The sequence below is a fragment of the Microcoleus sp. N3A4 genome, assembly GCF_036701805.1.
In the GTDB taxonomy this organism is placed as follows: domain Bacteria; phylum Cyanobacteriota; class Cyanobacteriia; order Cyanobacteriales; family Microcoleaceae; genus Microcoleus.
On the sequence record NZ_JAUBRJ010000018.1, the window covers coordinates 1 to 13987 of the forward strand.

Below are 13987 nucleotides of genomic sequence, written 5' to 3' on the forward strand. Positions count from 1 at the left end.
CCGACTTCAAGTGATTGCCATCAACGATAAAGCTTGTCCCTGAGTTGCTGACGCAAGTAAGCCAGTTATTGATACCGCGATCAATACCTAAAGCTTTCTGACTGTCTGTAACAGTTTGAACGCTGGATATTTTGTAAACAAACTCGGCGTAAAAACAGCCATTTCTGGGGAGAATTCTAATTTCTCGAAGAGCGACATAATCTAAATTAGTAGGCATGGGGACTTGGAAATTCTTCAGTCCAAACCAAGCTTTTACTTTTTGACCGAGAGGGATTGAAATTTGACCGTCAATCAACTTTTTTCCAAGCGCTTGCTTCGGATAAGCGATCAAATGAAATCCGCCAGGAGTACGGTAATTGGGGAATTTTGGCTCCCATTCAAGTTTGCCTTCCCAAAATAATTTAATTAGTTCTTTGAAAGATTTTACCGATTCCCCAACAGCACCACAAGTCTGCTGAGCAGCTTGAGCGCATAAAGCCCCGTAATGAGGATTGCGCTTTAATGCGTTGATCACGTCAAATGGGCGGACGAAAGTATGAGCCTTGAAGTATATTTGGCGAGCGTAGTAGACCGCACAATTGTGCAGTTTGTTCGATTCTTGACAAATATATTCTAGAACCGCCTTGAGTTCTTTATCAGGCTTGAGTAGTATTTGTTGGCATCCAAACATTTAAGTTTCGTCGCTGTGATATGTTGATTATACACCATCAATCAACGGAGTCAATCACTCTATGGCGAGTTTGTCGAAAAAGGATCTAGAGTATCGGCACGAGAGTAACGCCGTTTCACCGATCAATATGCACTTTGTTTTTATCCCAAAACGCCGTAAAGCCGTCCTGGTAGGCAAAATCGCCCAACGGCTGCAAGAAATTATTTTCGAGGTAGTGACGGAAAACAGATGGAAAATTATTGCTTTGGAAATCATGCCAGATCACGTACATTTATTGGTTAACGTTAAGCCGACTGATTCCGCTAGCTTTGTTATGCAAAGGGTCAAAGGTAGGGCTTCGAGTTACTTGAGAAAGGAGTTTCCTGAATTGTTAAGATTGCCGACCTTGTGGACTCCTAGTTATTTTGTCGGTAGTGTTGGCAATGTCTCAACCGAAACTGTGAGAAAATATATTGAAGAACAGAGAAATAAATAATTTGGAACACTCGTAGCCTAAAGGCTACAACTGCGTTTCATCAAGAGCTTAAAAGACCGGGGTTCTCACGCGACGCGCTATAGGATTCAGTTTGCACATAGGCGGTATCTGGAAAACATGGTGTCCCAATAACTGGATATCTCTATCAAAAGGACACTGTGCGGGTATAAGTTGGCACAACCACCTAGCTAATTGTGGATCTCCCACTGCAATGTTGACGAGTCACTGGCACCCTGGTTGGACGAGGCGATCGGGAAAAGTTAAGTCTTGGCACTGATTGTTAGGAAAAATACTTGTAGTTGAGTTCATGATTGACCTCAGTAATTATTACTAACAAACAGTTATGAATCACCCCACTTAATCATCAACGAAACCCGCTGCTGCTCGGGTGACATGAATAAGTCTTCTGCGTGACACTCGCCGCCCCAAAATGTGATGCGAAGAGCTAGCATTTGTGATTTAAAATTCGCAAAAGTGTGAGACAGATCACGCCCCCTGTTCCCTACAGAATGTATATTCAGATAGATGGCAAGAAAATAAGACAGAATAACTTCCCACCCTCGATCGCAGCTTCCCCCTCTCATCTGCGATCTACTACTCTGTCTACTTACTGATAAAGGTTTCAGGCAATGATTCAAGAAAAAAATAGAGATGCCGACCTTGCTCAACGCCAACACACAGATATCGTGCTGGAAAAACTTCCTATAGAAGTAAAAAAATGGGCCCAAAGCTTGCCTTGGAACCAGCGACGCTATGTCTTGTCCCTCTGCTACATATTGTGTGCATCTACTCCCGACTTGCAAGCAGAATTTTTAGATGATTACACAGCCGACGGTTTAGTCTCAAAAATGTTTGAAGATGTAGATACTCTACACCGAGTCAAAGAGTATTTAATCAGATTTCGAGTCAAAAAAGAATTAAACGAATCAGATTTAAGAAGCTACATCAAACAATTTTATATCCACTCAGCTCAACAAGCGTGCCGGAAAACTGACCAATATTTAGAATCTGCACTCCGCTTCGTCTTGAGTACAGAAGAACGCAATAATGTTTTTAACTATATTTTGGGCTTTGAATTTATTAAAATTGTGTTTCAAATGAGCTGGTTGCAACACGAAAGATTAGCGAGACTGCAAAAAAATCAGTCGCAGTTTATTGAAACCTATATCAAGCCGATTCAACACGCACACAGAATTAATGGCATAATTCTACCGAAAGATGAGAGAATATTTTTTGCCAGACGCGCCTATTACGTTCAACTGCCTAACATCTCTTACAGAAAGCTCATTGAGTTAGTCATGGCAACTTTTACTACAGAAATGGTTACTCACTGCGGATTTTCCATCATCGTCCACGCTCAATCTCTGCGCTTTGACTGTGATTACATTTACGATCCAGAACCTGAAGAAGAAAGATTTCCTACTGACTTGCAATTTATTCATTGACTTTACGGAGTAAGGTTCACACGGATCGCTGCACCCTACGTTGCTTTTTTCTCTTGATTTTTAGTTTCGCGTTACGCAAAGGAGAGTTTTTTCAAGGCATTGGGCTTCTAGTCGGCAGCTTAAAACCGGGTTTTTAAGCCTGATTTGATATAAATAGGATGGCTGTATCAATTAACCTTCCGCTTGCATTTCTTCAATTTCAAACCAGCTAACTATCACTCCCGCTAGCGGAATAGCCAGAAATATGCCTAAAAGTCCTGCCGATCTCGCCCCGAGTAACAGTGCAAAAAATACTACTACCGGATTGAGGTTAAGCGAATTTTGCATGAGTCTCGGATGAATAAAGTTGTCTTGAATTTGCTGCAAAACAATGCAAGCTGCCAATACTTTTAAAGCTAGCCACACACTTTGAGACAATACAATAAAACAAACTAAGCTAATTCCCAGGGTCGCTCCAATCCCCGGAACTAAATCAAAAAATCCGATAATAAATGCTAAAATTAAAGGAAATTTCACATCTAACAGTAGGAAAATTAAAAAGCTTGCAGTTGTCAAAAATAACATTAACAGAATTTGTGCCTGAAAAAATCCTAAAAAGTTTCGCTCTATTGTTACACTTAAACGCCTGTGCAGGTGTCGGGGGATAAATTTGAGAACCAACAGCCACAGCCTCTCTCCATCAAGTAACATGAAAGAAGCCACCACCATAATTAATATTAAATTCAATAAGTTGGTTAAAAATACTTGTAAAAAAGCAATACTCGAAACAACTCCAGCCAAAGCTTGATTTCGCAGTTGTTCCTCAATAACTCGCAGGTTAACTTGCAGGTTTCTCGCCCGCAGGAAGGCTTCGATGCGCTCCGACAGAGGTGCCAGAGCATTCACAAATTCAGTCATGCTGTCAATTAATTGCTGTCCTTGAGATAAAAGAGTGACCCCTAGGGTGACGGTGAGACCGCCAAACACTAAAATCGTGAGCAAGACAACGAAGGCGACAGCTAAACTTCGCGGTAAAAATCGCTGGAGAGTTCGCACCGGATAGTTGAGCAAAAAAGCCACGAGTGCAGCAATCGTGAAAACCGCGACAGCAGTTTCAAAGTAGGCTAAAAGTTGTAGTCCAGCCCAACCAGAAGCAAATAAAAGCAAAAACCGCACTAAAGCTAAATTGCTTAGCATATTCCAAAAATTGGGAGGAATTCTTTCTTGCTCTTTCACAGGGATTTCCAGGGATTAATAATAACTCAAAAATATTGCAGAGTCCTCTTTTAGGATCGCACCCGAGATATATCTGCGGCTATCCCCCTCAAGGCTGAAAACATATGTCGAAGGAAGAAGGAAGAGGGAAGAAGGAAGAGGGAAGAGGGAAGAAGGAAGAAGGAAGAAGGAAGAGGAAAGAAGGTAGAGGAAAGAAGGTAGAGGAAAGAAGGAAGAAGGAACGAAGGCAGCAGACAAAAGCTAGGAGGAAGGTAGTAGGCAGTGTTTTCTAACTTTTGTCTGAGGCAGGGGTGGGTTCTCTTCACCATAAGTACGATCGTCACGAAGGCCGAATGAAACACGCCCGCGATCGAACAAACAGCTTTTCTGACTCTAAAACCGCCTCGGAAACTCTTTGCGATGGTAGTATTTGTCGCCCAAGGATCGCAACTAACACACAAACGTTCAAACTTGCTGGCGCCGAAAAACCCGGTTTCAGTGCCAGTCGCGAAAAATTTCAACTCTGCCTCTTGGAAGATAGTATGAACAGGTCAATTTTTGGGATACTAGAAACTAGCACTCAACTTAGCTGAGGAACAAACGTGCTGCTATCGAAAGGCTTTGAAGTAGAAATGTATACCGGCACGCCACAAGGTGATGTGGTCGGTCTCTCCGATCGCATAGTCGCCGATCTAGAGGGATTTGTGCGGGAGCCTGATAGCCGCAATGTGGAGTACACGACCGCCCCGCTGTGCAGCTACGATCGCCTGCTGTGCGCCTTAGTCAAGCCGCGAGTCCGGCTGCGCGAGTATCTCAAACAAATGGGCGACTATACCTTGCTGCCTGGAAGTACCCTATCTCTCGGAGGGAGCGATCGATTTTACCGATCCGATCCCAACAACCCCTACCACACCTACATCGAGCAAACCTACGGCACCAAAGTCGTCACCGCCAGCATTCACATCAACATCGGCATCTCCCAACCAGAACTGCTGATGCGCGCCATCCGCCTCGCCCGCGTCGAAGCACCCCTCTACCTTGCCTTGAGCGCCTCTTCTCCCTTCCTTGACGGCGAAGTCACGGGCTATCATTCCACTCGGTGGGGTTTGTTTCCCAAAACTCCCGCCATCGTCCCCCTGTTTGAAAGTCACAGACATTACATTCAGTGGACTGAAGAACAGCTAGAACTCGGCACCATGCAAAACGTCCGCCATTTGTGGTCGGCCGTGCGCCCAAATGGCGATCGCCGCCCCTACTGTCTCAACCGCCTCGAACTGAGAATTTGCGACCTCGAAGTCAATCCTCTGGCTTTGTTGGCCATCACTGCCTTGCTCGAAGCTCGCATTTGGCAGATGATGGAAGACCCCAGCTTAGACCCCTTGGAACTGTGCACGTTGCCAGCGGCTACCCGTAACGAAGACTTAGTGGCCCTCACAGACGCCAACGAAATTGCTGCATCCCGGCAAAGTTTGGATGCTGAACTCACCCACTGGCAAGACGGCAGAACTATTCTGGCACGAGATTGGATTGAGGAAATTTACCGGGAAGTCTGGCCGATCGCCAAAAAACGCGGCTTTAGCTGCTTTCTCTCGCCGCTCAAAAAGATTCTCCGGGAAGGCAACACCGCCCAGCAGTGGTTGAAGCTGCACGAGGGCGGTTCTGACACCCGCAGTATTATTCTGCAAGGAATTCAGGGGATGGCTCACCAAGAATGGGAGCTCGAAGACAACTTGTGCGCCCAGTTAGTTGCGTGAAGTACCCGCCGTTATTATAACGGGGGCTTTCACTAGCCCCCTGGCTGTGCGTACTGGGCCAACAATACAAATAGCCGGAACCTCCCGCGAAAAAGTTGCAGAGCGGCGCCTAAAAACAAATCAGAATATCTAATCAATGGAACTAGACAAAGGTTATAAATAAAAGCTATAAGTTATATCTACCTTTGGGTAGTTTTATAAATTTCTCACTTGCTGTATATCAGGCTTTTCATTAGCTTCATGCCCCAACTTGTCTTGATTCACCCGCAAATCCCCCCGAATACTGGCAATATCGCCCGCACTTGCGCTGCCACTGGCACGGAACTCCATTTAGTGGGCCCGCTGGGGTTTGAAATTAGCGATCGCTACCTTAAACGAGCCGGCTTAGATTACTGGCCCTACGTCAATCTCCACTGCCACGAAGACTTAGCGGCTTTTATGGGCTGTCGGCAGCAGCGCGGGGGAAGATCGATCGGATTCAGCACTGGCGGGCGATGCAGTTACGCCCAATTCCAATTTCAAGCCAACGACTGGCTGATGTTTGGCTCGGAAACTGCAGGCATTCCCCAATTCGTCTTAGATGCCTGCGACGCCACAGTTTTTATTCCCATGAGCCAGCCTGGAGTCAGGAGTTTGAACCTCTCCGTCAGCGCCGCTGTAGGTTTATTTGAGGCTAAACGACAGTTGGGCGAACTGGGATAAATCATTATCAACACATAAATATATAGAGATTTAATAGCTGCCGGAGGCTGCCAAATCTCCGTTTAAATATAAGAAATTTGTATCAAAGCGGTGAAAATCTAGATAGCCGAGATTAATATATTTTATTCATTCAAAAACAGATTGTTATCAGCAACACCAAATTACTCGCAAGATGATTCAGCAACAAAAACAGAGGATTTTAGCGATTTAGGGCGTGAGCGAGCACAAGCCTGAGTCTGAACGCTATATCTAGTAAATATACGGTTGTAGACTGTCCGGAAATTAGCATAAAGTCGAATAATAGGTAAGAGTCCTAGCCTTACCGGAACGCAGATTTTATGTATTCGTTCCAGCTATTGCGGTGTAAGGCTTTTGGGGTGTAATTGCAGCAGGTTTGACCGACAATTTTAAAATTTATGACGGTTTGAGCTTGTCTAAATTTAAAAAGCAAGGTAATCTTGCCTAAGCATGATAGCTGTCAACAATCAGAATATTTTTGCTTGTTGATTTAAATTCAGCGTCATGTGATCCCCTTGAGTGTTTCCAAGGACAGTTAGCGCTTCTCAGTAGGAGGTCGTTTTTTTGAAACGAACATATCCCCAAATTAAGCCTGTTCAGGCTAGTGAAATCGACAGAGACGGTTCTACGGAGCCGTCCAAACAGACAACGCTCAGCACAGGCAGAGTTCGCTCTCTCGCCACGATCGGGCTGGCAATATCGGTAGGTGCTTCTGGCATCCTGCTACCGAGAAATGGAGACAGCGCTCGCGCGTCTGAACTCGCACCGACATCAGAATCCACCGCTGAAGTACAGCCAGTATCGGCCAATGGGCCCGCTACCTCCGCAAAAGTTGACGGTTCCCCAGCCGAACAGGCAGGATCGCCTTCTGACCAGGTGGCGGTTAAGGTGCAGCAGGGACAAACCATTTGGGAGCTGTCTCGGGACTATCAAGTTGAACCTTTGGCACTAGCAACTGCCAACAGCATCAAACCCGATACCCTACTCCAAGTAGGCCAAGAGCTCAGAATTCCGACTGCGACGGAAGCCGCGCCACAACAGAACGCCGGCAATACCGCATCGGCTTCGCTAGAGCGCGCAGCGACGGTCAATCCCGAACAAGAGTTAAATCTGACTGGCTCCGAGCCATTGGATAGTGCAGCCCTGTCCGGGCAGCCATCAACAGCAGCGACCCCGCTGGCTACGACGGTACCGGAACAAAGTTCGATCGACAGCCTCAACGCAGACGGGGCAATCGACAGTTTGAAAAAACAGGAAAACCGCACCACAGAATCCGATCGAACTTTGTTGGGGTCTGAGGGGGGAGCAAATTCATCTACACCTGCGGCATTTTTGCCGGAGTCAGCACCGACGCTGGCATCCCCCGGCTTTGCAACTCAGACAACCATTCCCGACCTTGGGGCCACACCTGTAATTCCAAATGCCGGGGTAGGTCAAGCAGCATCGTCCGATCGAGCATTCGAGTCAATTGAACAGTCTCTGGCAACACCCCGTTTGCCTTCGGCTGTGGTAGTCTCCCCTGCGGGAAGTACCGCCGCGCCGGCCCAGATGCTCTACAGCGTGCGTCCGGGAGATACCGTAGATGCGATCGCCAAAGGTTACGGCGTATCCCCCAAAGAGCTGATCTCGGTCAACAAGCTCGGCAACCCCAACTTGCTGAATGTAAATCAACGGCTGAAAATTCCCCAAGTTGGCTCAAATAATCCAGCGGTGCAGGCGGCAGCCTCTTATTCTGCCTCCAACTCTACATCTCTTTGGTCGGCGGCTTCGGTTCCCGCATCTTTGAACCCCAGTTCGTCTACCCCGGAAATAGCCGATGCTGGCGTTGCAGCACCCGCGCCTACAGTGCCGGTTGTCTCTCCCTTGGCGAACTTGGAAGGTCTGAACAATATTTCAGCGCCGATGGTTCCCCAAATTAACAGCATTCCGCTAACTCAAGTTTCTCAAACCATTAGCGACTCCGGGAAACTGGAGCTTCAAGGCGAACCAACATTTACAGGTGCAGTTGACACCAGTGCTCTGCCAATGCCAGCAAGTGCAACTGCTACCGCCATCGCTAAGGAAGAATACCCCCAGCCGGTCAGCTTCGTCCCAAATGCTAGCGCCCACGGTTTAAATGCTGCTCCAACTAGCGCTTTACCTGAGTCGTCGAATCGCGAAGCTCTCCCCGCACCGCAGGATCTCAACCCTTATGCAGAACGCTTGAGGGCAGAAGTTGTCAGGCTGCGATCGGAATATCGCGCCGAGCGCAACTCGATCGGGGCAAATGCGGTGTCTCTGGCTCCAACTGACGGGCCCTCGGCGCCAGGAGCATCGAGCAACCCGTCTGAGGAAATCCCAAGTGTCAATCCCTATCTCTACACCCCCGACTATACTGAGGCGGTGCAGAATGAAATCAGCAGACCGCCGTCTAGAGCCTGGTCTGAGCAGGTTCAGAAGCAGCAGCAAGAGCGTTATAACCCCGCTAGCGCAGCGGAACTGCAACCGATCGACCTGACGCCAACCTCTGCTCAGGAGCGGCCGGTGGTAGCAACTGCTCCTTTGGGAGCCGAGGGTTACGACCCCCTGAGCAACCCGTATTTGGGGCGCATGGTTTCTCCCGAACTGCCTCCGCTTTCGGGCCCTGATACTTATCTGCCTAACGGCAAACAACAGTCGGCTAACGGGTTTATTTGGCCGTCTAAGGGAGTTCTTACTTCTGGCTACGGCTGGCGTTGGGGACGGATGCACAAGGGAATTGATATTGCAGGGCCGATCGGCACGCCAATTGTGGCAGCCTTTGACGGGGTGGTGACCTATGCACAGTGGAACGACGGCGGCTACGGCTATCTGGTGGAAATTACCCATGCAGACGGCTCTGAGACGCTCTACGCCCACAACAGCCGAATTTTGGTGCAAAAGGGTCAGAAGGTCGCTCAAGGGGAACAGATTTCAGAAATGGGCAGCACCGGCTTCAGTACCGGGCCGCACTTGCACTTTGAAGTCCATCCCGCCGGACAGGGTGCGGTCAATCCAATGGCTTTTCTGCCCGACGATGCGTCCAGCGCTTCTCGGTAACGACTGGTCGGAAGTTATGGGTTTTGAATGATTATCAAAACTCATAACTTTTACTGGAAGTTATTATAAATTCTGTTCTTTGGAAAGAAGACATAGCCCGCCCTACCGTGCTATGATAGTAAATCGTGAAGTAAGTTTGGCTCAGTGGCGCAGTGGTTAGCGCAGGGGACTCATAAGCCCAAGGTCGCAGGTTCAAATCCCGCCTGAGCCATGATTTAATCAAAAAAACCGCGCTCTCAATTGTGAGAGCGTGTTTTTTTGATTTCTATAGAAGATACTTGTAGTCGTTATGAGTATGATATATTTGTAACAGTTCGTAAAAAAGGAAACAAAATCTATGACAAGTGAATGCCTCCGGGTTGGTCAAGCTGCACCCGATTTCGCAGCAACAGCCGTAGTGGATCAGGAATTCAAGACAGTTAAACTGTCAGACTATAAAGGCAAAAAGTATGTAGTCCTGTTCTTCTACCCCTTGGACTTCACCTTTGTGTGCCCGACTGAGATTACAGCATTTAGCGATCGCTTCGAGGACTTCAAGAACATCGATACCGAAATCCTCGGCGTATCCGTTGACAGCGAATTCTCCCACCTCGCTTGGATACAAACAGACCGCAAATCAGGCGGTGTCGGCGACCTCAACTATCCCTTAGTTGCTGACCTCAAAAAAACAATTAGTTCTGACTACAACGTCCTCGACCCAGAAGCAGGCATTGCCCTCAGAGGTCTGTTCATCATCGACAAAGAAGGCATCATCCAACACTCTACTATCAACAATCTTGCCTTCGGCCGCAACGTGGACGAAACTCTCCGCACTTTGCAAGCTATCCAGTACGTCCAGTCTCACCCCGATGAAGTTTGTCCCGCTGGCTGGCAGCCCGGTGACAAGACTATGACTCCCGATCCAGTCAAGTCTAAGGTATTCTTTGCTGCGGTTTAAGCACATTATATTTGTAGGGACACGGCACTTCCGTGTCCCTACCCGCAGGGGCATTTGTTTAACGGATTTTTAATTACCAATTACCAATTAGCAATTACTCAATTAGGAAATATGCTGACTTCTACTAATTTTAGCGGCTTGTTAAATGAGCGGTTTTTCCAAAATTTATTGCCTGTTCCCGCGACTAATATTCTGAAGCTGGGACAGATGACGCCAGATTTTGAATTGCCGGATATTAATAATGGCAAATTAGTGCGGCTGTCGAATTATCGGGGCGATAAGCCGGTAATTGTGGCTTTTACGCGGATTTTTACTGAAAAGCAATATTGCCCTTTCTGTTTTCCTCACATTAAAGCTTTGAATGAAAACTGGGAAAAATTTGCCGATCGCAATATAGAATTATTGATGGTTGCCAGTACCGACGATCGCCAAAGCCAAATTGTGGTTAGAGATTTAGGCTTGAAAATGCCTCTGCTGTCCGATCCAGGCCTAAGAGTGTTTCGGGCTTATCAAGTCGGTCAGGCTTTAGGTGCTCCTTTGCCCGCTCAGTTTGTTTTGGATGCAGATGGAAAACTCCTCTTCAAACATTTGTTTTCTTTCATAGACCACAATGCTAGTGTGGACACTTTGCTGCAATATGTCGATCGGTAGGTACCGATAAGGACACGGCATTGCCGTGTCCCTAGCTGACAACCCAAAATCTGTGGCATTAATACTGTTAGTTCGATCGCACTCAGTAAGTCTTTCCCAATCTAATACTAATTATTAAAAATTTTGCAACAGCAGCCACGGCTGATAATATGTAATCCCATCCGGTTATAGATGAAGAGTATTTCTGTTTAAAATTCTTCAAGCTCAGCGCGAACTTTTTGTTTAATAGCATCTAAGTTTTCATGAATTTTCCAGCTTAATTCTTGTTTGATGTGCTACCACACCTTCTCCGAGATTCTATTCTCGACTGTTTTGACTAAAATTGGTGATTTTAAGTATTATAACCCTAGTTGCTAAGCAGATGAGTATGGAGAAATTTAATTATGTCAAAAGCGTAATGGGAGATTGATTGTAAGATTTTGCGATTACGTCCGCATCGCCAACAATAATACGGTATACATCCGTGAAGTTACTTAGTTAAATAGGATGTCGTGCCAAAGTTTCATAAATTAATGATAGATAAAATCGATCGACCTCACGCAACAGTAATACTCGCGATCAGTGCTGACGGTAAAATTTCAGATGCAGTACGATCGCCCGCGAGATTCGGTTCTGCCAACGACAAAGCCCACCTCGAACAGCAAGTAGCAGCAAGTGACGCGGTTTTGTTCGGCAACGGCACTTTACAGGCTTATGGGACGACGATGAGAGTGATTTCGCCGGAATTGCTCAAACAGAGAGAATTGCAAGGAAAGCCCCCACAACCGGTGCAAATTGTGTGTTCGCGATCGCCCAAATTTGACCCAAACTTGCGATTTTTCCAGCAACCGGTGCCTCGCTGGCTGCTGACGCGGCAAGACAGTAGGGACACGGGATTCCCGTCTCCTCTTGCGACGAAAGACGGGGAAACGGCATTGCCGTTTCCCTACCCGATGACAAACAGTAAGTTCGATCGCGCATCTGGCACCATTCTCAAGAACGGGCAAGATGCCCGTTCCACTAAAGATGAATTTTCTCGCTTCACAGGCATCTTGCCTGTTGATAAAAGGCTTATTGAGAATGGTGCAACATCTCAATTCGATCGAATTATCTATGCGAAAACCGCAGAGGAAGAAATTGATTTGATTGATGCGTTTCAACAGCTAGAAACTCTCGGTATCAAACGTTTGGCGATTCTGGGCGGGGGAAAACTCGTCGCGTCTTTGCTTGCTGTTGGCTTGATAGACGAACTCTGGTTGACGGTTTGCCCGTTAATTTTGGGCGGCGCGGATGCACCGACACCTGTGGAGGGAAAGGGTTTTTTAGCGCATTTAGCGCCGAAATTGGAGCTTTTGGCTGTAAAACAGGTGGGGCAAGAGGTATTTTTGCATTATCGGGTCGATCGATGAGGAGCGCATTAACTGGTTCCCGGGCTAACTGGTTCCCAGGCTCTGCCTGGGAACCCATGTAAGCGAGGCTCTGCCTCGCAAGCGCAAGGAAAATCGAGGCAGAGCCTCTGGATCTGCGTTACCAGGCAGAGCCTGGTAACAAGTGTCGAACAGGGGAAATTATATTAACTTAAATGAAGTTCGATCGCTCTACGCTCAAATCTCCCTATGCTGGAACAGCCAAAACCTCAATATTCTGTAGCCTGGATTAGCAAAATAGGCGAAATCCCGCAAGCGTCGTGGGATGCCTTGGCGATGCCGCTAAAAACTCCTTTTCTGGAATGGGATTGGCTGAACAATCTCGAAATATCGGGCTCTGCGACAGGTAAAACCGGTTGGCTGCCGCATCACTTGACTGTGTGGCGAGACAAACAGTTGATTGCTTGTGCGCCACTTTATGTCAAAAGTCACAGTTACGGCGAATTTGTATTCGACAATCAGTGGGCCGATTTAGCCCAGCGTTTGGGCATCCAATACTATCCGAAATTAATGGGAATGACGCCGTTTACTCCCGCAGAAGGCTATCGGTTTTTGATAGCGGAGGGGGAAGATGAAGATGAGTTAACGGGAGTAATGGTAAGCGCGATCGACCATTTTTGCGATCGGCACAATCTCTCCGGTTGCAATTTCCTCTACGTCGATCCCGAATGGCGCGAAAGAATGGAACGCCACGGTTTCAGCACTTGGCTGCACCACAGCTATATTTGGCAAAATCAAGGCTATCAAAATTTTGACAATTATTTAGGCGCATTTAATGCCAACCAGCGCCGCAATATCAAGCGCGAACGCAAAGCAGTTGACCAAGCTGGTTTGTTAGTAAAAACGCTGACTGGCGATGAAATTCCCCAAGCCATGTTTGCTCAAATGTATGCTTTTTATGAGAATACTTGCGACAAATTTGGTTGGTGGGGAAGCAAGTATCTGACTAAGCGATTTTTTGAACAGTTGCACCACAATTATCGCGATCGAGTTTTATTTGTAGCCGCCTACGACAAGGAAGATGAGAGACAACCGGTAGGTATGTCTTTTTGTTTGTATAAGGGCGATCGGCTGTACGGGCGTTATTGGGGAAGTTTGCAGGAAATCGACTGCTTGCACTTCGATGCTTGTTACTATACGCCGATCGAATGGGCGATCGATCGGGGCATCAAAAGCTTCGATCCGGGTGCCGGCGGCAGGCACAAAAAACGGCGCGGCTTTCCAGCTACGCCAAATTATAGTTTGCACCGATTTTATAACAACCGTCTGGCGCAAATTCTCAAGTCTTATATCGGTCAAATCAACGAAAGAGAACAGGAAGAAATAGATGCAATGAACGAGGATTTACCTTTTACTAAGTTACCTCCTTTGTTACTCGGCGATTGAAATCGCTTCTTGTCAAACCAAGTCTCCGTTATATCCGATCGCACTCGCAGGCAATTTCATCCAATCCGGTTGATTTTACCCGTTACCCGAAATCAGGACACGGCAGTGCCGTTTCCCTACAATTAGGGGGATGGTTACATCCAAGCGAGGGCGGGCGAGGACTCGCCCGTGCTACGACGTTTTCGGTATCGATATTTTCGCGTAGGGAAACGGCAGGGTGCGGTGTCCTCAATAGCCCTGTTGTCGATGGTTAATTCGGATATTGAAATCGCGTCTACAAAAACAAAGTCCG

Annotated in this window: 13 protein-coding genes and 1 tRNA gene; 11 read left to right on the plus strand and 3 right to left on the minus strand. The window is 47.2% G+C overall.

From position 1 onward, the window contains the following. Positions 1-670 (minus strand): transposase (locus QUA56_RS12800; protein ID WP_333357962.1); only part of this gene is annotated, 670 nt, incomplete at its 3' end. Between the two features lie 61 nt (positions 671-731). Here QUA56_RS12800 and tnpA point away from each other — a divergent pair. Further along, a complete protein-coding gene (gene tnpA / locus QUA56_RS12805) occupies positions 732-1145 on the plus strand; it encodes an IS200/IS605 family transposase (RefSeq protein ID WP_333357964.1) in 414 nt (137 codons plus the stop codon). A gap of 48 nt (positions 1146-1193) precedes the next feature. Here tnpA and QUA56_RS12810 read toward each other — a convergent pair whose 3' ends face one another. After that, entirely contained in the window at positions 1194-1352 is a 159-nt protein-coding gene (locus tag QUA56_RS12810; RefSeq protein WP_333357967.1) for a Mo-dependent nitrogenase C-terminal domain-containing protein, read from the minus strand. 422 nt (positions 1353-1774) lie between these two features. On the opposite strand from QUA56_RS12810, the gene QUA56_RS12815 reads away from it, so the two are divergent. Then, positions 1775-2590, plus strand: a complete 816-nt coding sequence (locus tag QUA56_RS12815) for a cobyrinic acid a,c-diamide synthase (protein WP_333357970.1) — start codon at positions 1775-1777, stop codon at positions 2588-2590. 171 nt (positions 2591-2761) lie between these two features. Here the strand turns inward: QUA56_RS12815 and QUA56_RS12820 are convergent, their stop codons facing one another. Next, positions 2762-3805: an AI-2E family transporter gene (locus QUA56_RS12820; RefSeq protein ID WP_333357972.1), complete on the minus strand. Its 1044-nt coding sequence runs from the start codon at positions 3803-3805 to the stop codon at positions 2762-2764. Between the two features lie 104 nt (positions 3806-3909). Between QUA56_RS12820 and QUA56_RS12825 the strand changes: the two genes are divergently transcribed. The 9 genes from QUA56_RS12825 to QUA56_RS12865 all read left to right on the plus strand — a co-directional run bounded on the left by QUA56_RS12825 (position 3910) and on the right by QUA56_RS12865 (position 13695). Further along, complete coding sequence (locus QUA56_RS12825) at positions 3910-4077, plus strand: hypothetical protein (RefSeq protein ID WP_333357975.1); 168 nt, start codon at positions 3910-3912, stop codon at positions 4075-4077. Positions 4078-4386: 309 nt separating this feature from the next. Continuing rightward, positions 4387-5538, plus strand: coding sequence for a glutamate--cysteine ligase (gene gshA / locus QUA56_RS12830; RefSeq protein ID WP_333357978.1), 1152 nt, complete (start codon positions 4387-4389; stop codon positions 5536-5538). A gap of 240 nt (positions 5539-5778) precedes the next feature. Further along, on the plus strand, positions 5779-6240 hold the full coding sequence (locus tag QUA56_RS12835; protein ID WP_333357980.1) for a tRNA (cytidine(34)-2'-O)-methyltransferase: 462 nt from the start codon (positions 5779-5781) through the stop codon (positions 6238-6240). A 582-nt stretch (positions 6241-6822) separates the two neighbouring features. Next, complete coding sequence (locus QUA56_RS12840) at positions 6823-9315, plus strand: peptidoglycan DD-metalloendopeptidase family protein (protein WP_333357983.1); 2493 nt, start codon at positions 6823-6825, stop codon at positions 9313-9315. A gap of 138 nt (positions 9316-9453) precedes the next feature. Continuing rightward, positions 9454-9526, plus strand: a tRNA-Met gene (locus QUA56_RS12845). Positions 9527-9652: 126 nt separating this feature from the next. Further along, a complete protein-coding gene (locus QUA56_RS12850; RefSeq protein WP_333357985.1) occupies positions 9653-10252 on the plus strand; it encodes a peroxiredoxin in 600 nt (199 codons plus the stop codon). A gap of 111 nt (positions 10253-10363) precedes the next feature. Then, complete coding sequence (locus QUA56_RS12855; RefSeq protein ID WP_333358253.1) at positions 10364-10903, plus strand: redoxin domain-containing protein; 540 nt, start codon at positions 10364-10366, stop codon at positions 10901-10903. A 512-nt stretch (positions 10904-11415) separates the two neighbouring features. Further along, complete coding sequence (locus QUA56_RS12860; protein ID WP_333357988.1) at positions 11416-12291, plus strand: dihydrofolate reductase family protein; 876 nt, start codon at positions 11416-11418, stop codon at positions 12289-12291. Positions 12292-12498: 207 nt separating this feature from the next. Further along, positions 12499-13695, plus strand: a complete 1197-nt coding sequence (locus QUA56_RS12865; protein ID WP_333357990.1) for a GNAT family N-acetyltransferase — start codon at positions 12499-12501, stop codon at positions 13693-13695. Positions 13696-13987 lie beyond the last annotated feature (292 nt).

What these genes read in the sequence shown, in the direction of transcription:
- QUA56_RS12815 (WP_333357970.1), top strand. Translation starts at nt 1,775, where the DNA reads ATGATTCAAGAAAAAAATAGAGATGCCGACCTTGCTCAACGCCAACAC.
- tnpA (WP_333357964.1), top strand. Translation starts at nt 732, where the DNA reads ATGGCGAGTTTGTCGAAAAAGGATCTAGAGTATCGGCACGAGAGTAAC.
- QUA56_RS12825 (WP_333357975.1), top strand. Translation starts at nt 3,910, where the DNA reads ATGTCGAAGGAAGAAGGAAGAGGGAAGAAGGAAGAGGGAAGAGGGAAG.
- QUA56_RS12835 (WP_333357980.1), top strand. Translation starts at nt 5,779, where the DNA reads ATGCCCCAACTTGTCTTGATTCACCCGCAAATCCCCCCGAATACTGGC.
- QUA56_RS12855 (WP_333358253.1), top strand. Translation starts at nt 10,364, where the DNA reads ATGCTGACTTCTACTAATTTTAGCGGCTTGTTAAATGAGCGGTTTTTC.
- QUA56_RS12865 (WP_333357990.1), top strand. Translation starts at nt 12,499, where the DNA reads ATGCTGGAACAGCCAAAACCTCAATATTCTGTAGCCTGGATTAGCAAA.
- QUA56_RS12860 (WP_333357988.1), top strand. Translation starts at nt 11,416, where the DNA reads ATGATAGATAAAATCGATCGACCTCACGCAACAGTAATACTCGCGATC.
- QUA56_RS12850 (WP_333357985.1), top strand. Translation starts at nt 9,653, where the DNA reads ATGACAAGTGAATGCCTCCGGGTTGGTCAAGCTGCACCCGATTTCGCA.